Below are 21,374 nucleotides of genomic sequence, written 5' to 3' on the forward strand. Positions count from 1 at the left end.
GTTGGCCGGTGCCGGCTGGCTTTCTTTTGTGGAAGCAGGCAGAGCAAGGCAAAAGGCCCTGGACGCAGAACTGCAGCCAGGGCCTTTGGTTTGCGGCGAGAACCTCAGACCGGGTACTGCAGTGCGCCCTGGGTCAGCGTGGTCAGGCGCACCTCGGTGAAATCCTCAATCGCGTAGTGGCCCGAGCGCCCCCAGCCGCTGTCCTTGACGCCGCCGTTGGGCATGGCCGGTTCGCCGGCCATGGTGGCGCCATTGATGTGTACCATGCCACAGTCGAAGCGGTCCGCCAGCGCCAGGCCGCGCTGCGCATCGCGCGTGAGGATGCCGGCGCACAGGCCGTAGGGCGTGGCCAGCGCCTCGGCCATGGCCTGCTCGGCGTTGTCCACGGGCTGCACGATCAGCACCGGGCCGAAGGTCTCTTCGCAGCTCACCGGGGCCGTTGCCGGCACATCCACCAGGATGGTGGGCTCGTACACGCGGCCGTTGGCGCGCCCGCCGGTCACCACGCGCGCGCCCAGTGCCACGGCTTCTTCCACGCGCTGGCGCACCTGGGCCAGGGCCCGGTCGTTGATGAGCGGGCCGATCACGGTGCCGGGCGCTGCCGGGTCGCCCAGGGGCAGCGAGCGCGTCTTGGCCGCCAGCTTCTCCACGAAGGCATCGGCAATGCTGCGGTCGACCAGCACCTTGCGCGTGTTCATGCAGATCTGCCCCTGGTGGAAGAAGGCGCCGAAGGCCGTGGCGTTCACCGCCAGGTCGAGGTCGGCATCGTCCAGCACCAGCAGCGGGTTGTAGCCACCCAGCTCCAGCACGATGCGCTTGAGCGCGCGGCCCGCACGCTCGGCCAGCATGCGGCCCGTGGCCGAAGATCCGGTGAAGTTGATGCTGCGCACGTGCGGGCTTTCGAAGAACGCGTCGGCGATCGGGCCGGCCTCGCCGGGGCCATGCGTCACCACGTTGAAGGTGCCTGCGGGAAAGCCGGCCTCCTCCAGCACCTCGGCCAGCACCAGCCCGGCCGACAGGGGCGCCTCTTCCGAGGGCTTGAGCACCATGGTGTTGCCGAAGGCCATGGGCAGCACCACGGTGCGCCAGGCCAGGCAAAAGGCGCCGTTCCAGGGCGCGAAGCCGGCCACCACGCCCAGGGGCTTGCGCACGGCCATCGCGAAGCGCCCGGGGGTGTCGCTGCGCAGCACGTCGCCTGCGGGCCGGTAGCCCCAGCCCGCGGCCTGGCGCAGCAGGTCGATGGACCAGCGGATCTGAAAGCGCGCAAAGCCCGAGGCGGTGCCCGTTTCGGCCGCCAGCAAACGCACGAAGTCCTCGGTGCGGCGCTCCACGATGTCGGCCGCAGCCAGGAACAGCCGTTGGCGCTGGCCCGGCGGCATCGCCGCCCAGGCGGGGAAGGCGGCGTGCGCCGCATCGATGGCAGCCTGCGCATGCTGGCGCGTGCCGGCGGCCACCTGCGCCACGACCTCGTCCGTGAACGGATTGCGGTCAGGGAAGGTGGCTGCGTCGGGGGCGCTCCAGCGCCCGGCGATGAAGTGGGTGGTGTGGTCGATCAAGGGGGGCATGGGGTCGTGTCTCCGGTTCTGGGGCGAATTGGTGGCGTCAGAAGAGCAGCGTGGCTGCCATTGCGCGGTACTCGTCGGCGCTGGGCGCGTAGGCCGCGCTGCGGTTGAAGGGGCTGGTCGCCATGGCCTGGACCAGACCGTCCGGGTCCGACACGCGGTAGCCGGCGCGGCCCAGGTGCGCGGGCAGGTCCAGCGCGGCGTTCAGCTCGCGCAGTGCCGGGGCGATGTCGAAGCGGGAGCGCAGGCCCAGCGCCTGGGCCAGCCGGTCGGACTTGGCCGGCACCTTGTCGGCAGCGATGGCCATGGCTTCGGGCAGTGCGGCCGCCACCATCATCCCGTGGTGCAGGCGCTGGTCACCGCAGGCGAGGGCAATCGCATGCGCGGGCCCCAGGCCCTTGTGGATGGCCACGCCGCCCGCGAACGATGCCACCATCAGTTCCTGGCGCGCAGCGTCCGCGTCGGCGTGCAGCGCCGCCTGCACGTGGCCGTAGGCGCGCGCCAAGCCGTCGAGGGCGATGGCGTCCACCAGCGGGTGCGGCGGGTCGGCGAGAAAACCTTCCAGGCAGTGCGCCAGCGCGTCCATGCCCGTGGCAGCCACGAGCCGCGGCGGCAGACTGCGCACCAGTTGCGGGTCACTGACCACCGAGCGCGGCACGAGGAAGGGGCTGCGCGTGCCGATGGCGCGCGTGCCTGTGTCGGGGTGCAGCCCGGTGGCGGGCGAGCTTTCGCTGCCGGTGCCGATGGTGGTCGGCACCGCCAGCAGCGGCGCCACCCCGGGGCCGATGCGTTCGGGCCGGCCCAGCAGGCCGCGCGCGCCGTCGGCAGGGGCCTGCACCAGCGCTGCCACGATCTTGGCGGTGTCGATGACCGAGCCGCCGCCCAGCGCCACGATGCCGTCGCACCCAGACGCCTGGTAGACGGCGAAGGCCTGGTCCCCATCGCGGCAGGTCGGGTCCTCTGCGGCGAGCAGGTGGCGTGCGGTATCAGGCGGCAGGAAGGCCGCCACCGTCTCCAGCACACCGGCCCGCGCCAGCCCCTCGTCGCTCAGCAGCAGGGGGCGCGCCACGCGCAGCAGCGTGAGCTCGCCGGGCAGGCCAGAGAGGCTGCCGGGACCGAGGAGCCAGCGGGGCAGGGGAAGGACGGCGGGGTGAAGGGAAGGCGAGGGCACGGCGGTCATTGCGTTGCATCGTAGGCAGCCGCAGCGCTGCGCGGAAGATGGCTTTTTCGGACCGCCGATAGCGTCACTGAATCACCCGCAGCCGGCCGCTCGCCGGCGCAGTGCGATGCGCAGCATTTCGTGCTGCGCAGGGTCACTATGGCGAGCATGTTCAGCGCCAAATGCCGGGGGCGTGCGCCTACAGTCTGCCGCCCAGGAGAACCCCAATGACAGACATACCGACCGCAACACTGCTGCATGGCGCAGCGCCCGCCAGCACGCAACGCCCCACGGCCATGGCACCGGGAGAGGCGCCATGACACGGCTGGACATCCTCGTTCCGGACATCGGAGACTTCGACGAAGTCGGCGTGATCGAGCTGCTGGTCAAGCCCGGCGACACGGTCAAGGCCGAGCAGTCGCTGATCACGGTCGAATCCGACAAGGCGTCGATGGAGATCCCGTCGAGCCACGCAGGCGTGGTAAAGGAGATCAAGATCGCCGTGGGCAACAAGGTCAAGCAGGGCTCCGCCATCGCCGTGCTGGAGGTGGCGGATGCAGGTGCCCCAGCGCCAGCGCCAACTGCCGCAGTCCCCGCGCCGGCACAGGCCGCAGCTGCCGCGGCGCCTGCCGCCGCATCGGTGCCCGCCCACCAGCCCGGCGGCCCCATCACAGGCCTGCCCCACGCATCGCCCTCGGTGCGCAAGTTCGCCCGCGAACTCGGTGTGCCGCTCGAAGAAGTCAAGGGCACCGGCCCCAAGGGCCGCATCGGGCAGGACGACGTGCAGGCCTTCACCAAGCAGGTGATGAGCGGCGCGACCCAGACCAAGGCCCAGGCCGCCAAGGCGCCTGCAGGCGGCGGTGGTGGTTCCGGCGCAGGCCTTGACCTGCTGCCATGGCCCAAGGTCGACTTCAGCAAGTTCGGCACGGTGGAGCGCAAGGACCTCTCGCGCATCAAGAAGATCAGCGGCGCCAACCTGCACCGCAACTGGGTGATGATCCCCCACGTCACCAACAACGACGAAGCCGACATCACCGAGCTCGAAGCCTTCCGCGTCTCCACCAACAAGGAGAACGAGAAGAGTGGCGTCAAGGTGACCATGCTGGCCTTCGTGATCAAGGCCGTGGTGGCCGCGCTCAAGAAGTTCCCCGAGTTCAACACCAGCCTGGACGGCGACACCCTGGTCTACAAGCAGTACTACAACATCGGCTTCGCGGCGGACACGCCCAATGGCCTGGTGGTGCCCGTGCTCAAGGATGCCGACAAGAAGGGCATCATGCAGATCAGCACCGAAATGGGAGACCTCGCCAAGAAGGCCCGCGACGGCAAGCTCGGCTCGGCCGACATGCAGGGCGGCTGCATGTCCATCAGCTCGCTGGGCGGCATTGGCGGCACGCACTTCACGCCCATCATCAACGCGCCCGAAGTGGCCATCCTGGGCCTGTCCAAGAGTGCCATGAAACCCATATGGGATGGCAAGGCCTTCCAGCCGCGCCTGGTGCTGCCGCTCAGCCTGAGCTGGGACCACCGCGTGATTGATGGCGCGGCCGCCGGCCGCTTCAACGCCTACCTGGTGCAACTCCTGGCCGACTACCGGAGGATCTTGCTGTGAGCGCCGCCGACCTCGAATGCGACCTGCTCGTGCTCGGTGCCGGCCCCGGCGGCTACAGCGCCGCCTTCCGCGCGGCCGACCTCGGCCTCAAGGTCGTGCTGGTCGAGCGCTACGCCACCCTGGGCGGCGTGTGCCTGAACGTGGGCTGCATCCCATCGAAGGCTCTGCTGCACGTAGCGGCCGTGATGGACGAAGTGAGCCACATGGCCGACCTGGGCGTGAGCTTTGGCGAGCCCAGCCTGGACATCGACAAGCTGCGCGGCCACAAAGAGAAGGTCATCGGCAAGCTGACCGGCGGCCTGGCCGCCATGGCCAAGATGCGCAAGGTGACCACCGTGCGCGGCCTGGGCCAGTTCGTCGGTGCCCACCACCTTGAAGTGGAAGAAACCAGCGGCGCCACCGGCCAGGAGAAGACGGGCAGCAAGAAGGTCATCGCCTTCAAGAACGCCATCATCGCCGCCGGCAGCCAGGCCGTGCGCCTGCCGTTCATGCCCGACGACCCGCGCGTGGTGGACTCCACCGGCGCGCTGGAATTGAAGGAAGTGCCCAAGCGCATGCTCATCCTGGGCGGCGGCATCATCGGCCTGGAAATGGGCACGGTGTACAGCACCCTGGGCGCGCGCCTGGACGTGGTGGAAATGCTGGACGGCCTGATGCAGGGCGCCGACCGCGACCTCGTCAAGGTCTGGCAGAAGATGAACGCCAAGCGCTTCGACAACATCATGCTCAAGACCAAGACGGTGGGGGCCAAGGCCACGCCCGAAGGCATCGAGGTGACGTTTGCCGCGGCGGAAGAGGGCGGCACCGCGCCGGCACCGCAGACGTACGACCTGGTGCTCCAGGCCGTGGGCCGCACCCCCAACGGCAAGAAGATCGCCGCCGAGAAGGCCGGCGTGGCCGTCACCGACCGCGGCTTCATCAACGTCGACATCCAGATGCGCACCAACGTGCCGCACATCTTCGCCATCGGCGACATCGTGGGCCAGCCCATGCTGGCGCACAAGGCGGTGCATGAAGCGCATGTGGCGGCAGAAGTCATCGCCGGCGAGATCCAGGGCAACAAGGAGCTGGCGAGCGCCGCCTTCAACGCCCGCGTGATCCCGAGCGTCGCCTACACCGACCCCGAAGTGGCCTGGGTGGGCCTCACCGAAGACCAGGCCAAGGCCCAGGGCATCAAGGTCAAGAAGGGCCTGTTCCCCTGGACGGCCTCGGGACGGGCGATTGCCAACGGCCGCGACGAGGGCTATACCAAGCTCCTGTTCGACGACAGCCCCGAGGCCCATGGCCACGGCAAGATCCTGGGCGGCGGCATCGTGGGCACCCACGCCGGCGACATGATCGGCGAGATCGCGCTGGCCATCGAGATGGGCGCGGACGCGGTGGACATTGGCAAGACCATCCACCCGCACCCCACGCTGGGCGAGAGCATCGGCATGGCGGCGGAGATTGCGCACGGCAGCTGCACGGATGTGCCGCCGCAACGTGGCTGAGCACCGACCTGGGGGCGATGCCGCAGGCGCATCGCCCGCAGCTACGGAGCATCTTTTTCAATCAGGCTGCCCCACCTAGAGTCCCTGGGCGCTGGCGCTCCTTCGGAGCGCCCATTCAACCAGGAGACTCTTTCCATGCAGCGATCCCTTCTCGCCATCGCGGCCGCCACAGCCATCGGCGCCACGCTCACGGCCTGCGCCGTGCCCCCAGACAACCCGCCGGTGACCAGCGGCACCGTGCTGCGCAATGTCACGGTGGTCGATACCCGCACGGGTGCGCTGGCGCAGCGCATGGCCGTGGTCATCGAGCAGGGCCGCATCCGCCAGGTACTGCCCGATGCGGCCGTGCGCACCGGAGGCAGCGCCACGGTGGTGGAGGGCGCTGGCAAGTACGTGGTTCCGGGCTACCTCGACATGCACACCCATTCGGTCCCGCCCGCGGTGTTCCAGAAAGCGCCCCACTGGCCGCTGCTGCTGGCCAACGGCGTCACGGGCATCCGCGACATGGCCGGCGCGCCACCGCTGATCGCCGCCGCGCGGCAGTTCAACGCAGCGCGTGCGGCTGGCACGCTCGATGCGCCCGAGGTGCTGCAGATCCCTGGCCCGCCGGTGGTGGGTGCGCGCACGGCCGAAGACGGCGTGGCCGCCGTGCGGCAGACCCAGGCCATGGGCGGCAGCTTCGTCAAGGTGGTCGGCGCCTCGCCCGCGGCGCTGGCAGCCATCGTGGCCGAGGCGCGTGCCCAGGGCCTGGCCGTGGCGGGCCACCTCTCGCCCGGCATGGGCGCGGTGGAGGCCGCCACCATTGGTTGGACCGCGATGGAGCATTTGGGCGGCGGCTGGAGCATTGCCCTGGACTGTGCCCGCGACCAGGCCGCCATCCGCGCGGACCTGCTGGCCGGCAAGGGCGCCACCATGCCGTCGCCGTTCCCGCCAACCTACGCCATCAGCCCTTACATCCATGCGGCCGCCGATGCGCCTTTCGTGCAGCGTTCGCTGGACAGCTACGACAGCGCGGCATGCAACGCGGTCACCCGCGCCGTGGTGCAGAAGGGCACCTGGCAGGTGCCCACCATGGTCCGGATGCGCACCATGACCCAGAGCGACAGCGCCGAGTTCCGCAACGACCCGCTCCTGCGCTACGTGGACCCGACCACGCGCGCGCTGTGGAACAAACTCTCGCGCGACTTCGAAACCATGCAGCCGGCCAGTGCGGCGGCCACATTTCGCAGTTCCTATGCCTCGTTCGAGCGCACCCTGGCGCAGCTGCGCCAGAACGGCGGTGCTTCGCGGACCCTGGTGGGCACCGACGTCGGCGGCATCTGGGTGATTCCCGGCTTTTCGCTGCACCAGGAGTTTCGCGCCTTTGCCAAGGCCGGGTTCACGCCGCTGGAGATCCTGCAGGCCACCACCCTCAATGGGGCGCGCTTTCTCGGCCGCGAGACCAGCATGGGCACGGTGGAAGCGGGGAAGAATGCCGACCTGGTGCTGCTCGATGCCAATCCGGTGGCCGACGTCGCCAACCTGTCGAAGATCGCGGGCGTGTTCAATGCCGGCAAGTACTTCCCGCGCAGCGCGCTCGATGCCCTGCTGGATGGCGTGGCCTCGACCCATGCGGCTGCACCGTTGCGCGACCCGAGCACGGTGATCGACACCAGCCACCGCCATTGAGCGGCGGCGGCCAGCGGCAGGCTGGCCGCTACAGGCGAAAGACCGCCACCGTGCCCGACAGGCGGCGTGTCTGCTCCTGCAGGCTCAGCGAGGCGGCCGCGGACTGCTCGACCAGGGCGGCGTTCTGCTGGGTCATGCCGTCCAGTTGCACGATGGCCTCGCTCACGCCACCGATCTCCTCGGCCTGGTGGCCGGTGGCCCGGTGGATGCCGTCGATCATCTGGCTGACCTGGTGTACGCTGTCGACGATGCGGGCCATGGCCTCGCCGGCTTCGCGCACCAGCAGGGCGCCGCCGTCCACGCGCGCCGTCGATGCCTGGATCAAGGTCTTGATCTGGCTGGCGGCCTCGGCGCTGCGGCCGGCCAGGGTGCGCACCTCGCTGGCCACCACGGCGAAGCCACGCCCCTGCTCGCCGGCGCGGGCCGCCTCCACCGCCGCGTTGAGCGCGAGGATGTTGGTCTGGAACGCGATCGCGTCAATCACGCCGATGATCTCGGCAATGTGGCGCGAGGACTGGTTGATCGCATCCATGCTGGCCACCACCTGCGAGACCGCCAGGCCGCCGTGGCTGGCGGCCTCGGTTGCCGCCGCAGCCAGGGCATTGGCGGCCGTGGCCGCGCGTCCGCTCGCGCGCGCACCGTCGGCCAGTTGCTGCACCGAGCCGCTGGTCTCCTGCAGGCTGCCTGCAGCCCTTTCGGTGCGGTGGCTCAGGTCCTGGTTGCCCGTGGCGATCTCGATGGCGGCATCGTCGATGCAGCGCGAGGCTTCGCGGATCGTGGCCACCGTCTCGCGCAGGCGGCCGGTCATCTGGCCCATGGCGTCGTGCAGCGAGTTGCGGATCTGGGGCGTGGCATCCCAGTCCAGCTGGCCCGCGGCCACCTGCTCGGCCACCCGGCGCAGCTCCCCGGGTTCACCGCCCAGTTCGTGCCACACCGAGCGCACGATCAGCCAGGAGGCCAGCCCCAGCACCAGCAGCACGCTGGCGGCCGTGAGGGCGCTGGCGAGCACCGTGTCGCGCAGGGCCTTCTCCAGGCTGTCGAAACCCGCTTCCACCGCGCGCCGGGTCTCCTCCACCACGGCCTGGCGGCCCGCGTTCCACTGGGCCTGCGCGCTGCGCCGCGGTGCAACGCGGTCCGACACATCCTGGCCGGACATCATGCCCTCCACCACGGCGAAGCTGTGCTCGCGGTGCGCCGCGAACGCGGCCTGCAGCGCCGGCGTGGTGCCCGCCAGGCGCTGCTCGATTGCCTGGGCGTGGCCCTTGGCTTCCTGCAGCCGGCGTGGGTCGCCCATGGCGGCGGCCTCAAGAGAGTTGTCCATGTGCTCGGACAGGCGCTCCATCTGCAGCGTGGTCTCCAGCAGCCGGTTGTCGGTGTGGCGCAGCCGGTCCAGCTGCGAGGCGCTGCCCGAAGCGATGAGCAGGCTGGCCGATACGCCCAGGCCGAACACCAGGCAGGCACTCACGGGCAGGGCCCATATCTTCTGGCGAAATTTCATCTGGCGTTTCCTGTAAGGGGGCGGGTCACGCGGCGGCCGGGCATGGCCGGCGCCACCCGCAAGGGGGCGGGAGGTGTTGTCACAGGGCGGGCCTGCGGCTGCGGCGCAGGCCGCGGTGCGGCTGTCAGGTCTGCCTGGCGTCGGCCTCGCGCATGAAGCCGTCCAGCACCTGGTTGAACTCCTCGGACACCTGCTGCGGAAAATGGTGGGGCGAGGCGATCACCAGGCTGCGCCCGCCCGCGGCCTCGGCCACACGGTCGGAGATCGCGTCGAAAGCCGGGCTCCAGCCGCCCGAGACCACGAGCACGGGGATGCCTGCCTGCCGCACCGCCGCGAGCTGGTGCGCCAGCGGTTTCTTGTTGGGCAGCTTCATGCGCCGCAGGGCGCGGCCCATCTGCCGCAGCTCCTCCTCAGACGAGCGGCCGCCGATTTCCGCCGGGATGTTGGCCAGACGCATGAAGCGCTCGATGCGCGAGCGCGCCGACAGCGAGAAGAACAGCACGTTCACAATCTGCAGCAGGAAGCGCCGCACCACCGGCAGGTCCGTCGCCAGCGCGGCCATGGCGGGCTCGATGATGGTCAGCGAGCGCACGCGTTCCGGGTGGCCCGCCGCCGCCGCCAGCGCCACGCAGCCGCCGAAGGAATGGCCCACCAGGTGGGCCCCGTCCTCGGCCTCCATCAGTGCGGCCACGAGCGCACCATCGGCCTCGGCATCATCGGGGCGGCCGGGGTCGGGGCTGCGCCCGTGGCCCGGCCGGTCGGGCACGAGGATCTGCCATCCCTGCCCGGCCAGGCGCTGTTGCGCCACGAAGTGCCGCTCGCCGCCCAGGCGGCTGCCTTGCGCGCTGCCATGCACCATCACCACGCGCGGGCCGGCCTGGCCCCAGTGCGTCACATGCATCGAATCGTTCTGCATCCATGTCTCCTTGTCTTGTAGGGCGTGCGTTCAGAGGCCCACGTATTCCTGCAGCAGCCGGGGCTGCTGGCGCAACTCGTCCGAGCTGCCGCGCCAGACCACGCGGCCCTTCTCCACGATGCAGTGACGGTCTGCCAGGCGCAGCAGGGGCTCGATGTTCTTGTCGATCACGATCAGCGACAGGCCCTCGTCCTTCAGGCGTGCCAGGCACTTCCAGATCTCGGCACGCACCAGCGGTGCCAGGCCCTCGGTCGCCTCGTCCAGGATCAGCAGGCGCGGGTTGGTCATCAGCGCGCGCCCGATGGCCAGCATCTGCTGCTCGCCGCCCGAGAGGTTGCTGCCCAGGTTGCGCTCGCGCTCCTGCAAGCGCGGGAACATCTCGTACACGCGCGCCAGCGTCCAGGGCGCGGCGTGGCCGCGCCGGTTGCCGGCCGTGGCCACCAGGTTCTCACGCACCGTGAGGTTGGGAAAGATGCGCCGCCCCTCGGGCACCAGGCCGATGCCGCTGCACGCCACCCGGTGCGCGGCGCGGCCCGTCACGTCCTCGCCCGCGACGCGCACCGCGCCCCGGCTCGGGGCCAGCAGGCCCATGATGGACTTCACGGTCGTCGACTTGCCCATGCCGTTGCGCCCGATCAGCGTCACCACCTCGCGCTCGCGCACGTCGAAGCTCATGCCGAACAGCGCCTGGCTGGCGCCATAGAAGGTCTCGATGCCATCGACTTCCAGCAACGTCGTCGTCATACCGCCTCCACCTGGTCTCCCAGGTACGCTCTGCGCACCTCGGGGTCGTTCTTGATCTCGTCGGCCGTGCCGCAGGCAATGGCCTTGCCGTACACCATCACGGTGATGCGGTCGGCCAGCGCGAACACGGCGTCCATGTCGTGCTCCACCAGCACGATGCCGTAGCGGCCCTTGAGCGTGTGCAACAGGCGCACCATGTCCTCCGATTCCTTCTGGCTCATGCCGGCCATGGGCTCGTCGAGCAGCATCACCCGGGGCTTCAGCGCCAGGGTCATCGCCAGCTCCAGCTGGCGGCGCGCGCCGTGTGCCATGGCCGAGACGCGGGTCCCGGCCTGGGCGCCCAGCCCCACCTGCAGCAGCAGGGCCTGCGCTGGATCGACCAGGTCCGTGTCCTGCAGAACCGGCTTCCAGAACGCGAAGTTGTGGCCGCTGGCGCCCTGCACCGCCAGCATCACGTTCTGCAGCGCCGTGAACTCGTGGAACACCGAGGTGATCTGGTAGCTGCGCGCGATTCCCATGCGTGCGCGGCGCTGCACCGATGTGCCGACCAGTTCCTGCCCGTCGAGCTGGATGCTGCCGGCCTGCGGCGCCAGCTCGCCCGAGAGCTGGTTGACCAGCGTGGTCTTGCCGGCGCCGTTGGGGCCGATGATGGCGTGCAGCTCGCCGGGCCGTACTTCGAGGCGGAAGTGGTCCGTGACCAGCAGGCCGCCGAAACGCTTGACCAGTCCCTCCACGCGCAGCGTGGACCCTTGCGTGGCGGCGCTCATGGCTGGTCCTTCTGCTCGCGGGCAGTGAGGATGCCGTAGATGCCATCCTTGAGCCACAGGGCGACCAGCAGGGCCATGAGACCGAGCACACCCAGCCAGTGGTTGCGCACGAAGTCATCGAGCACGGCCCAGCCGATGTGGAACGAGGACAGCAGGTCTTCCAGCGCCAGCCAGAGGATGGCGCCGACCACCGGGCCGATCAGGGTGCCCAGGCCGCCGAGTACGGCCATCACGATCAGGTCGCCCGAGACCACCCAGTGCATGTAGGAGGGCGAAACGAAGCGCGTGAGGTTGGCCAGCAGTACGCCCGCCAGCACGCAGACCAGGGCCGAGAGCACATAGGCCGCGAGCTTCACGCGCGCCACGGGCATGCCCAGTGCCTCCAGGCGCCGCTGGTTGGTGCGGCAGCCCTTGAGGACCATGCCGAAGCGGGCATGCACCAGCCGGTGGAACAGGAACAGCGTTGCCACCAGGGCTGCGAGGATCACGTAGTACAGGACCACGTTGTCATTGAGATCGACCACGCCGAAGTCGCTGCGCCCGCCGATGCTGAAGCCGTCGTCGCCGCCGTACTGCTTGAGGCTGACCGCGAGGAAGTAGAACATCTGCGCGAACGCCAGCGTGATCATGATGAAGCCCACGCCCCGGGCGCGCAGGCACACCAGGCCGATCAGCGTGGCCAGCACAGCGCCGGCACCGAGCGCCGCTGCCAGGTGCAGCCAGCCGTTGCCGATGCCATGCTGCGACAGGATGCCGACCGCATAGGCTCCCAGACCGATGTACAGCGCATGGCCGAAGCTGACCATGGCGCCATAGCCCATCACCAGGTTGAGCCCGGTAGCGGCCAGCGCGAAGATCATCATGCGCGACACCAGCGTCACGTAGAAGCTCTGGCCCAGGGCGTGCGAGAACACCGGGACCAGGGCCAGCAGGACGAGCAGCGCGCCTGCGACCGCCAGCCGCAGGGAGGGGCGCCGCGCGCCAATGGGCTTGCCGGTGGTGGGGGCGTGGAGGGGGGACATAGGGGTTGGAAGGACTTCAGCCATGTTTCACCGGGAACAATCCAGCAGGCCGCACCGCAAGCACGACCGCCATGAGCAGGTAGATCAGCATCGACGCGATGGCCGGCCCGGCGGCCTGGGCCAGCGAGCGCTCCATCAGTTCGCGCATCAGCCCGGGCATGAAGGCGCGGCCGATGGTGTCCACGACGCCCACGATCAAGGCGCCATAGAAGGCGCCGCGGATGGAACCGACGCCCCCCGTGATCAGCACCACCAGGGTCAGAATCAGTATGGGCTCGCCCATGCCGGGCTGCACCGACAGGATGGGGCCGGCCATCAGCCCGGCCAGGCCTGCCAGCGCGGCACCGGCCGCGAAGACCAGGGCATTGAGCCGCCCGATGTTCACGCCCAGCGCCGATACCATGCCGGCGTCGCTGGCCCCGGCGCGTATCAGCATGCCGATGCGCGTGCGGTGTACCAGCCAGAACAGCGCGGCGCCCACCAGCAGCCCCACGGCGATGATGGCCAGCCGGTAGGCCGGGTAGGCCACACCGAGGAGGTCCACCGTGCCGGAAAGGGCGTCGGGCACGTTCATGAACACCGGCGCCTGGCCCCAACCGAAGCGGGCCACTTCGTTGAAGATGAGGATCACGCCAAAGGTGGCCAGCACCTGGTAGAGGTGGTCCCGGTCGTACAGCCGGGCGATCACCAAGCGCTCCAGCGCCAGACCGAGCAGCAGGCTGCCGCCGACGGCGGCCAGCGCCGCCAGCACGAAGGAGTCGCTGGCCCCGTAGGCGGCCGCGGCGAAGTACGCCCCCATCATGAACAGCGAGCCGTGTGCCAGGTTGATCACGTGCATGATTCCGAGCACCAGCGTGAGCCCGGCGGACAGCAGGAACAGCAGCACCCCGAGCTGGAACCCGTTGAGCAACTGCGCGAACAGCAGAGAACCTGTCATGTCGAATGCTCCTTGCAAGGGATTGCGCGGGTGGCAATCACTTGAGCGGGCACTGGGTGTGGTAGGCGTCCTGGTGCGCCTTGAGCGGCGTGGCCAGCGTCTTGAGGGTGTAGCGTTCCTTGGCGTCCTTGACCACCGTGAAGGCGAAGTAGTCGTTGATGGGGAAGTTGTTGTTGCCGAACCTCAGCACCCCGCGCACGGAGTGGGGGTTGCCGGCCTTGAGCGCCGCCATGAAGGCCGGCTTGTCGCCCACATTGCCCTTGACGCGGGCGATGGCCGCATCCAGCAGCAGCGCGGCGTCGTAGCCCTGCGCGGCGAACAGCGAGGGGATGCGGTTGTACTTCTTCTCGAAGGCCTCGACGAAGCCCTTGTTGGCGGCATTGTCGAGGTCAGGTGCCCACCAATGGGTGCTGTTGAGACCCAGGGCCGAGTCCTTGAGCGCCGGCAGGGTGGTGGCGTCCAGCATGGACGAGCTTTGCAGCGGAATGGTCTTTCCCAAGCCGGCCTGCTGGTACTGGCGGATGAAATTCACCGCCAGTGCGCCGGGGAAGAACGCGTACACGGCGTCAGGCTTGGCCGCCGCGATCTGGGCGATCTCGGCGGAGAAGTCGGGCTGCGCCATGCCCGGCGCGAGTTCTTCGAGCACCTGGCCCTTGTAGGTGCGCTTGAAGCCCTGGATCGCATCCTTGCCGGCCTGGTAGTTGGGGGCGATCAGGACCATGCGCTTGTAGCCCTTGTCCATGGAGAACTTGCCTGCTGCCTCGGCGTGGCCGTCGTTCTGCCAGGACACGACGAACTGGTAGGGTGAGCATTGCGCGCCGGCCTGGGCAGACGGACCGGCGTTGGAGCCGATCAGGAACACCTGCTTTTCGGTGATCGGGCGGTGTACGGCCATCATCACATTGGAGCCCATCACGCCGGTGATGATCGGCACCTTCTCCTTCTCGACCAGCTTCTGCACGATCTGCAGGCCCACGTCGGGCTTGAACTGGTCGTCCTCCTTGAGCACCTGCACCGGCGTGCCGCCGAGCTTGCCCTCGCGCTGCTCCAGCGCCAGCATGAAGCCGTCGTAGTTGTCCTGGCCCAGGGCCCCGATGGGGCCGGAGAAGGTGCCGAGGTAGCCGATCTTGATGGGCGACTGGGCATGCACCTGCGCGCCGCACGCGGCGCCCAGCGCCAGGACGGCGGCGGCGGTCTTGAAGGTGGTGAACTTGAACATGGTTGTCTCCGGTGAGGTGGAACATGCGGCCCCTTGTGGCGAGGCTCTTGCACGGGATGGTGGAATTCAGCGGGGCACGGCGTAGCGCGGCAGGCGCAGGCCTGCAGTGAGAACGCCCGGATCGGGCACATGGGGACGGTTCACGTGGACACTCGATGCATGGGACGTGGGCGCATGCTAGGGGCGCTTCAGTGCATCAAGAAGATGTCAAAAAGGGCCAGGTGATTCGCACTGCGTATCGCTGTGTCCGCCTCCAACGCCTGCAGGAGGCAGGCGCCTAGCGCATGAGTTTTCCGCCGGGGCCGATCATGTCGATCTCCACGAACAGGCTGCCCATGTGCGCCTGGGGGCTGTAGTTCACGAAGAAGCCACCGAGGTCGAAGTCGCGCAGGGTCTCCAGCGCCTTGACCAGCCCCTCCGATGTCGGCTTGGGGCCGCTGCGCCGCAGCCCTTCCACGAGGACCTTCGCTTCCAGGAAGCCCTCGAGCCCGAGCATCGTCGGGCTGCCCTTGCCCATCTCCTTCACCGCCTGGATGTATTCCGCGACGACCTTGACCCGCAGCCCATCGGACATGGGAACAATTTGCGACAGCGCCACGCCGACGGCCCTGTCGCCGACCAGCTTCGTCAGGACCACCACGTCGGTGGACGAGAACGTGTACAGGGAGCCGTTGAAGGACAGCTTGCGCAATTCCAGGATCAGCGCTGCTGCAGCCGGCGTCAGCACCCCCAGGAAGATGGCCTGGGGTTTGGACTGGACGGCGCTGCGCGCCACCTCGGCTGCCTGGGTGGCTGCAGCGTCCAGCAGGACATGGCTGGCCTGCAGGCCCACCTCGCCCAGTCCCGCGTCCATGGACTGCCGGGTGGCGTGGCCCAGGGGCACATCCTGGAAGATGATGGCGATCCGGTCGATCCCCACGACCTTGACATGTTTGGCGAGCTCCCGCCCCTCGTCCGTGACGCTCGCTCTGACCGGAAATCCGTAGCGGTGGAGGCGGGCCCGCAGGAGGTGCGTCGCGGACGCAATGCCCACCACCGGGGTCCTGAGCTCGTCCAGCAGCGGGATTTCCTGGCCGGCAGCGGGCACACGCAGCAGGCTCAGAAAGGCCAGGGGCTTGTGTTCACTGGCCATGCGCCGAAGGTTGGCGACGGTGTTGTCCGCCACATAGCCATCGTCCCAGGTGATGGTTTCCACCTTCCGCCCGGCCACACCGCCGCTGGAGTTCACCTTGTGGAGGTAGGCGTCCGCGCCGTCGCGTTTGAGTTCCCCGATCGATTGCAGTGGCCCGCTGAGCGGCAGCGAACGCCCGACCAGGAGCGGTTGTGCGATGGCGCTCGTGGTCACGAGTGCCAGGCTTGCCAGGATCAGCGATGCGAGGTGTTGCATGGGTCTTTGCGCCTGTGAAATGGAGGTGGCCAGCACCGTAGAAGGTCCTTCCATCGAAGGACAGATGGCGCTTTTTCCCGGGTGATAGGCCTTTGGCATCGGCGCGAAGATGCCTTCGCCCGGTGATGCGCCGCCGCAGCTTGCGATGGCAGGTCCCGGTCGGGCAGGTTCCTCGTGCAGCGTCAGGTGCGGTGGCGTGGTGGCTTGTGCTGTCTCACCCCCTTGGGGTGGGGCGAAACAAGCCGAACCTGGGTACCTTGCGCTGTCTTGGCGTTCGCGGCCGCCCCGTCCCGTGCCACGCGACTGCAGCTGACGGCCAGGTGGCTCGCAGCGGCCCGGCTCCAGACGGTCTGCGTACGGCCGTTTCCAGCGAGCGAGGCCAGGCGCTGAACGTCCGGCCAATCTTTCTTTTTTATTCTTGTTGAGGGAACCGATGAAACATCTGATGACGATAAAGCCTTTGCGCACTGCCGCTGCCATGGGCGCGGCCGCGCTGTGCTCCGCTTTCGTGATGACCTCCGCCCAGGCCGTGCAGCCTGCCATTTCCATGGGCTACGACCATGCCCTCGTGTTACGCGCCGACGGCACGGTCTGGTCGTGGGGTTACGGCAATGGCGGACAGCTAGGCCTTGGCAGTTCCGGCACTCGCACGTCGCCCACGCAGATCCCCACCCTGCAGAACGTAGTCCAGGTGGTGGCACGGGGCTCGTTCTCGATGGCGCTCAAGGCCGATGGCACCGTATGGGCCTGGGGCGACAACTCCGGCGGCCGAACCGGCGGCAACGGCACCAGCGTGCCGGTGCAGATCAACGGCCTGTCCAACATTGTCAGCATCAATGCCGGGACCAACACGGCGGCGGCCTTTGCAACCGACGTGTCTGGCCAGGTCTTCGCGTGGGGCAGCAACAGCACGGCGCAACTGGGGTCCGGCCAGACCAGTGGTGGCGGCAACCCCGTGCCCCGCCTGGTGGCCGGCGCGCAGGGCGCCGTGGCGGTGAGTGCATCCGATGCGGCGGTGCTCGCACTGCGCCAGGACGGCAAAGTCGTTGCCTGGGGCTCGAACGGAAACAAGGCGCTGGCGCCGGTCGCAGGCACCGCCACGGCACCGGTCGTGATCGATCCCCTGTCCTCGGTGCAGGCCGTGGCCTCGACCTCCTTCAATATCTCCGGCCAGTACTACGCGCTCAAGAACGACGGGACCGTGGTGGCCTGGGGCCAAGCGTTGAACAATGCCCCCTTTTGCGGTCAACCGGGTGTCATCAACTCGCAGTATGCGGTGATCGACATATCGCCCATCCAGGGCCTGTCGCGCATCAGCCAGATTGAGCCGGGCGACGGCCATACCCTGTTCGTCGATGCCGATGGCGCCGTGCATGCCTGCGGCGTCAACAGCGCTGGACAGCTGGGCGATGGCACCCTGGTGAATCCCTCCAGAGAAGCGCCCAAGATCGCCCATGTCGCGGGTCTGCCGCCCGTGGTGGCGGCTGCAGCCGGTTCGGCCAATTCCGCTGCCATCGGCGTGGACGGCAGCGTCTGGGTCTGGGGCAAGACCAGCAATCTGGGCGGTACCGACAAGTCCACGACACCTGTTCGCGTGATGCAGGGCAACGGCGCTCCATTCGACGCGGGCCGGGTGGGTGAAGCCAGCGGCACCTTTGCCGGCGGGCAGACCGGGCCCCTGAGCAATGTGACGGTGGACGTGGGCGCCACGGTGTCGACGCTGCACCGCGGCAAGACGGGCCGCGTCTACGTAGCCGCCCTCGCAGGGTCGACCGTACTGTTTCTAGGCCCCAATGGGTGGGCGCCCTACAACGGCGGTGCCTTCCCGGCCTATCTGGGCGGCCCGCTGCCCCGCACGGTGCCCGTGCGCATTGCGTCCGGCCTGAACTTCAGCGGGCTGGAGGGTGTGCAACTGGTCGTGGGTTACGGTGTGGGCGACGACGCTTCGGCCGCTGCGGAAATGGTCCGTGCAGGCCGCTACAAGGTCGTGCATACGCTGAACTGAGCGGCACACTGTCGCCTGGTCAGGGGGCAGGCCCAGAGCCCCTGCCCTGGTAAAGCGCCATTGCGTCCCTCAAACCCCGTCGGAGGACTCCAGCAGCACGATCCGGTTGCGGCCGTTGCTCTTGGCCTGGTACAGCGCCTTGTCTGCCATCTCGATCACGCTTTGTGGTGTCAGCCTGCTGCCCTGGTAGAGGGTCGCGATGCCCGCGCTGACGGTCACATGCGGTCCGGTCGAGCACTGGCGGTGGGGAATGCACAGCTGCGCCACGGCCTGCTGGGCAGCGTTGGCGATGTGCATGGCGCCTTCGGCGTCGGTCTCGGGCAGCACCAGGGCGAATTCTTCGCCGCCATAGCGGGCAGCGAGGTCGGAGGGGCGTTTGCCACTGGCCTGTAGCACCTGGGCAATGGCCTTCAGGCACGCATCGCCCAATTGGTGCCCGTATTCATCGTTGTAGGTCTTGAAATGATCGACGTCCAGCAGCACCAGGGCCAGCGGCCGCTGGTGGCGCAGGGCAAGGGCCACATGCTCTGCCAGGTGGATATCGAAGGCGCGGCGGTTGGCCACCTCGGTCAGGCTGTCCTGCATCGACATCCGCCACAGGGTCTCGTTCGCGCTTTCCAGCGCGGTCGTCAGCTCCCGCAGGCGCGCATGGTGCCGCGCGTTCTCGCTGAGCAACACGATCAGCAGGAAGCCACCGGCCAGCAGCCCGTAGATGCGCCCCATGTACCAGCCCAGGTCGTAACGTCCGGTGTTCAGAACCGCCGCGAGGGCGAGGTCCAGCAGCCAGACGCACATCACCACATGCAGCCAGACATCGAGCAGCGAATGGGGCCGGGTGCGCAGGAGCACCCCCAGCGCCACCAGGCTCAGCAACCAGATACCGGCCAGGAAGGCCTTGCCCACGACCGTCGTTCGGTTGCCCTCGATGAACACGGGCAGGAAATCATGCCCGGCGGTGGCGAACACGGTGAAAAGCGCCACCACCAGCCCTGTCCCGGCGGACATGGCCGTAATGCTCCAGAGCGCTCGGAGGCCTTTGCGGCGCGCCGGGCCCGCCTGCTCCCGCCGCTTGATGGATGCATAGGCGATCAGGATCAGCGGAAAGCCCGCATGCCACAGCATGTACAGGGCGGAGGAGGTCTGGGGGCCGGAGCCCAGCAGGCCGGTCGGTGCGAACAGCCCGGGAAAGATCAGCGCATAGGCCGCGGTGGCCGTGGCGGTGAACAGATAGGCACCCCCCAGCACCAGCAGCCCCACGGACCGCAAGGCCCGGTAGTGGCCGAACAGCAGCACCGCCGTGACCAGATCGAAGATCACCAGGGCCGTGACATAGATCGGAATGAACGCCGGGAATGGCGTGAGCGCCACCTGGGCATGGGGCAGGGCGGCTGCGAACAGCGCCAACGACAGGACGACCGTGAGCCAGGCGGCAAAGGTTTTCCTGGCCCCCGCAGGCTCGCTGGCAAGCGAAGCGTTGGATGGTGGATGGTGCGGGTTGCTGTTCATGGCGGCAGGCCTTGCCGTGCTCGCCAGATACTAGCTTTTAGTTACACAAAATACCATCTGTTTACATACCATCGGTGCCCGCAAAGCGCTTGCGCCTGCGATACGGCCAGCAGGCCGGCCAGCACGTGGATGGCCTGGACGGTGGTGCGAAGGGCGGGTGAAATAGCAGGCATCTTTCAGTGCTTGTGTTCGCCATGCGCGGCGGGCGCCGCCGTGGCGTTGAGCGGGCGCACAGGCGCCTGGATGTTCACCGACTCGCGCTTGCCATCCTTGCCCTCGAAGACCAGGGTGATCGGCACGGTGTCGCCGGCCTTCACCTGCTGTTTCAGGTCCAACAGCATCACGTGGTAGCCACCGGGCTTGAGGTCCACCGGCTTGCCGGCGGGCAGGTCCACACCGGGCACCTGGCGCATGCGCATCACGTTGTCCTGCATGGCCATTTCGTGGACCTCCACCGCCTGGGTCAGCGGTGAGCTGGCCGCGACCAGCCGGGTGTCCCGCGTGGCATTGAGCTGCATGAAGGCGCCCGTGGCCTGCTGCTGGGGCACGGTGGCGCGCACCCAGGCGTCCTTGACGGTGACCTGGGCCTGGGCAGTGCAGGCGAGGGAGGTCAGAACGATGGCGAGAGAGGCAAGGCGTGGAATGGAATGCATGGAGAAGATTTCCTGGGTTGGGGTGGGGTCGGTTCAGGCGGACTGCTGCAGCAACTGGCGCAGGTCGTCGGCGCAGTCCTTGGCGCTTTGTTCGTGGCGCAGCACCAGACGCGGCTTGCCTTGCGGGTCGAAGACATAGCTGAACGCGGAGTGGTCCATGGTGTAGGAGGCGCCCGTGGGCACCTTCTTGTAGTAGACCTTGAACTCCCTGGCCGCCGCCGCCGTCTGCTCCAGGTCGCCGTACAGGCCGATGAAGCTCGGATCGAACACCTGGGTGTAGGCACCCAGTACGGTCGGGTTGTCGCGCTCGGGGTCGATGGTGATGAAGACCACCTGCAGCCGCTGGCCGTCGTCGCCGAGCAGGCGGCGGATCTCGGCCGCACGGGTGAGGGCGGTGGGGCACACGTCGGGGCACTGCGTGAAGCCGAAGAACAGCATCACGGCCTTGCCGCGGTAGTCGGCCAGCGTGCGCACCTGGCCCTGGGCATCCTTGAGCTGGAAATCTCGCGCGTACTCGGCGCCGGTGATGTCCATACCCTTGTAGGCCACGGGCGCCTTCTTGCAGCCGGCGAGCGTGGCCGCCAGCAGGGGAGCGAGCGCCAGGGCCAGCAGGCCGCGGCGGTGGAGGGAGGGGCCCGGCGCTGCGGCAGCGGCCAGGCGTGGTGGTGTCGATGGGGTGTTCATGGGGGCACGTATCGGAGGATGGGACGGCGGGCTGCCGCCGGGGCGCGCACCGGCGCCGTCAAGGCGCGGTGGCTACCGCTCAAAGCACGCGCATGCCCTTGGTGGGCATGCAGCAGCGCAGGTCTCAGGCGAGGGAGGTCGGTGGCCCGCGGGCGGGCAGGGGGGCGCCAACGATGGCAGCGATGGTGGCCGCCACAGGGGGCGCGAGCGCGTGCGCCAGGGGCCCATGGCGCTGTGCATGCTGCTGCGCGGGTGGCGGCGGTGCGCTGGCGCCCAGGCACACCGCGCAATCGAGGGTGTGCTGACCCAGTTCGGTGGCGCCGCCGTCCTCGCCGACCACCACCAGCTTGGCGCTGCTGCCCGTGGTGCAGACCACCTGCAGGGCTTGGGGGTGGACGATGGGCGAGGCGATGGCAGCGCCCACAGTCAGCACGAACCACGCCAGGATCAGGCGGCCCAGCAGTGACGAGGTGCGCAGCGTGTGCATGGGCGCATTATCGTCCCGGGCCCCTGTGCGCGGGTGGGGGTGGGGCAATTTGTCCCAC

At 68.7% G+C, this 21,374-nt stretch carries 17 protein-coding genes and 1 pseudogene; 4 read left to right on the forward strand and 14 right to left on the reverse strand.

What is annotated here, in order from left to right; genetic code table 11:
* Positions 1 to 104: 104 nt before the first annotated feature.
* Entirely contained in the window at positions 105 to 1,565 is a 1,461-nt protein-coding gene (locus AC0IZS_RS13670; RefSeq protein ID WP_471636111.1) for an aldehyde dehydrogenase family protein, read from the reverse strand.
* Between the two features lie 37 nt (positions 1,566 to 1,602).
* Positions 1,603 to 2,733 carry an iron-containing alcohol dehydrogenase gene (locus AC0IZS_RS13675; protein WP_471636112.1) on the reverse strand — a complete coding sequence of 377 codons (1,131 nt, stop codon included), beginning with the start codon at positions 2,731 to 2,733 and terminating at the stop codon, positions 1,603 to 1,605.
* Between the two features lie 115 nt (positions 2,734 to 2,848).
* On the opposite strand from AC0IZS_RS13675, the gene aceF reads away from it, so the two are divergent.
* From aceF to AC0IZS_RS13690, 3 genes and pseudogenes are all read left to right on the forward strand, one after another.
* Positions 2,849 to 4,333 (forward strand): dihydrolipoyllysine-residue acetyltransferase, encoded by a 1,485-nt coding sequence (aceF, locus tag AC0IZS_RS13680; protein WP_471636113.1) that lies wholly within the window; start codon positions 2,849 to 2,851, stop codon positions 4,331 to 4,333.
* Positions 4,334 to 4,338: 5 nt separating this feature from the next.
* Positions 4,339 to 5,823 (forward strand): annotated as a pseudogene (gene lpdA / locus AC0IZS_RS13685) (dihydrolipoyl dehydrogenase); the annotation flags it as partial.
* 135 nt (positions 5,824 to 5,958) lie between these two features.
* The gene (locus AC0IZS_RS13690; RefSeq protein ID WP_471636114.1) at positions 5,959 to 7,491 is read left to right on the forward strand and encodes an amidohydrolase family protein; all 1,533 of its coding nucleotides are present in this window, start codon (positions 5,959 to 5,961) and stop codon (positions 7,489 to 7,491) included.
* Positions 7,492 to 7,519: 28 nt separating this feature from the next.
* Here AC0IZS_RS13690 and AC0IZS_RS13695 read toward each other — a convergent pair whose 3' ends face one another.
* The 8 genes from AC0IZS_RS13695 to AC0IZS_RS13730 all read right to left on the reverse strand — a co-directional run bounded on the left by AC0IZS_RS13695 (position 7,520) and on the right by AC0IZS_RS13730 (position 15,981).
* The gene (locus tag AC0IZS_RS13695; RefSeq protein ID WP_471636115.1) at positions 7,520 to 8,989 is read right to left on the reverse strand and encodes a methyl-accepting chemotaxis protein; all 1,470 of its coding nucleotides are present in this window, start codon (positions 8,987 to 8,989) and stop codon (positions 7,520 to 7,522) included.
* A 124-nt stretch (positions 8,990 to 9,113) separates the two neighbouring features.
* On the reverse strand, positions 9,114 to 9,905 hold the full coding sequence (locus AC0IZS_RS13700) for an alpha/beta fold hydrolase (RefSeq protein ID WP_471636116.1): 792 nt from the start codon (positions 9,903 to 9,905) through the stop codon (positions 9,114 to 9,116).
* A 30-nt stretch (positions 9,906 to 9,935) separates the two neighbouring features.
* On the reverse strand, positions 9,936 to 10,649 hold the full coding sequence (locus tag AC0IZS_RS13705; RefSeq protein ID WP_471636117.1) for an ABC transporter ATP-binding protein: 714 nt from the start codon (positions 10,647 to 10,649) through the stop codon (positions 9,936 to 9,938).
* Positions 10,646 to 11,416: an ABC transporter ATP-binding protein gene (locus AC0IZS_RS13710; RefSeq protein WP_471636118.1), complete on the reverse strand. Its 771-nt coding sequence runs from the start codon at positions 11,414 to 11,416 to the stop codon at positions 10,646 to 10,648. Before AC0IZS_RS13710 ends, AC0IZS_RS13705 begins: the two co-directional genes overlap by 4 nt.
* The gene (locus tag AC0IZS_RS13715) at positions 11,413 to 12,438 is read right to left on the reverse strand and encodes a branched-chain amino acid ABC transporter permease (protein ID WP_471636119.1); all 1,026 of its coding nucleotides are present in this window, start codon (positions 12,436 to 12,438) and stop codon (positions 11,413 to 11,415) included. The genes AC0IZS_RS13710 and AC0IZS_RS13715 overlap by 4 nt, the downstream gene beginning before the upstream one ends.
* Before the next feature lie 16 nt (positions 12,439 to 12,454).
* The gene (locus AC0IZS_RS13720) at positions 12,455 to 13,375 is read right to left on the reverse strand and encodes a branched-chain amino acid ABC transporter permease (RefSeq protein WP_471636120.1); all 921 of its coding nucleotides are present in this window, start codon (positions 13,373 to 13,375) and stop codon (positions 12,455 to 12,457) included.
* 37 nt (positions 13,376 to 13,412) lie between these two features.
* The gene (locus tag AC0IZS_RS13725) at positions 13,413 to 14,594 is read right to left on the reverse strand and encodes an ABC transporter substrate-binding protein (protein WP_471636121.1); all 1,182 of its coding nucleotides are present in this window, start codon (positions 14,592 to 14,594) and stop codon (positions 13,413 to 13,415) included.
* A 277-nt stretch (positions 14,595 to 14,871) separates the two neighbouring features.
* Positions 14,872 to 15,981, reverse strand: coding sequence for an ABC transporter substrate-binding protein (locus AC0IZS_RS13730; protein ID WP_471636122.1), 1,110 nt, complete (start codon positions 15,979 to 15,981; stop codon positions 14,872 to 14,874).
* A 445-nt stretch (positions 15,982 to 16,426) separates the two neighbouring features.
* Between AC0IZS_RS13730 and AC0IZS_RS13735 the strand changes: the two genes are divergently transcribed.
* Positions 16,427 to 17,986, forward strand: a complete 1,560-nt coding sequence (locus tag AC0IZS_RS13735; protein WP_471636123.1) for an RCC1 domain-containing protein — start codon at positions 16,427 to 16,429, stop codon at positions 17,984 to 17,986.
* Between the two features lie 69 nt (positions 17,987 to 18,055).
* On the opposite strand, the gene AC0IZS_RS13740 is transcribed toward AC0IZS_RS13735, so the two are convergent.
* The 4 genes from AC0IZS_RS13740 to AC0IZS_RS13755 all read right to left on the reverse strand — a co-directional run bounded on the left by AC0IZS_RS13740 (position 18,056) and on the right by AC0IZS_RS13755 (position 21,316).
* The gene (locus AC0IZS_RS13740) at positions 18,056 to 19,492 is read right to left on the reverse strand and encodes a sensor domain-containing diguanylate cyclase (RefSeq protein WP_471636124.1); all 1,437 of its coding nucleotides are present in this window, start codon (positions 19,490 to 19,492) and stop codon (positions 18,056 to 18,058) included.
* Positions 19,493 to 19,668: 176 nt separating this feature from the next.
* Positions 19,669 to 20,145 (reverse strand): copper chaperone PCu(A)C, encoded by a 477-nt coding sequence (locus AC0IZS_RS13745; RefSeq protein WP_471636125.1) that lies wholly within the window; start codon positions 20,143 to 20,145, stop codon positions 19,669 to 19,671.
* 33 nt (positions 20,146 to 20,178) lie between these two features.
* The gene (locus AC0IZS_RS13750) at positions 20,179 to 20,829 is read right to left on the reverse strand and encodes an SCO family protein (RefSeq protein WP_471636126.1); all 651 of its coding nucleotides are present in this window, start codon (positions 20,827 to 20,829) and stop codon (positions 20,179 to 20,181) included.
* 124 nt (positions 20,830 to 20,953) lie between these two features.
* Positions 20,954 to 21,316 carry a hypothetical protein gene (locus AC0IZS_RS13755; protein WP_471636127.1) on the reverse strand — a complete coding sequence of 121 codons (363 nt, stop codon included), beginning with the start codon at positions 21,314 to 21,316 and terminating at the stop codon, positions 20,954 to 20,956.
* Positions 21,317 to 21,374: the final 58 nt, after the last annotated feature.

Source organism: Acidovorax sp. AC410 (assembly GCF_979253235.1).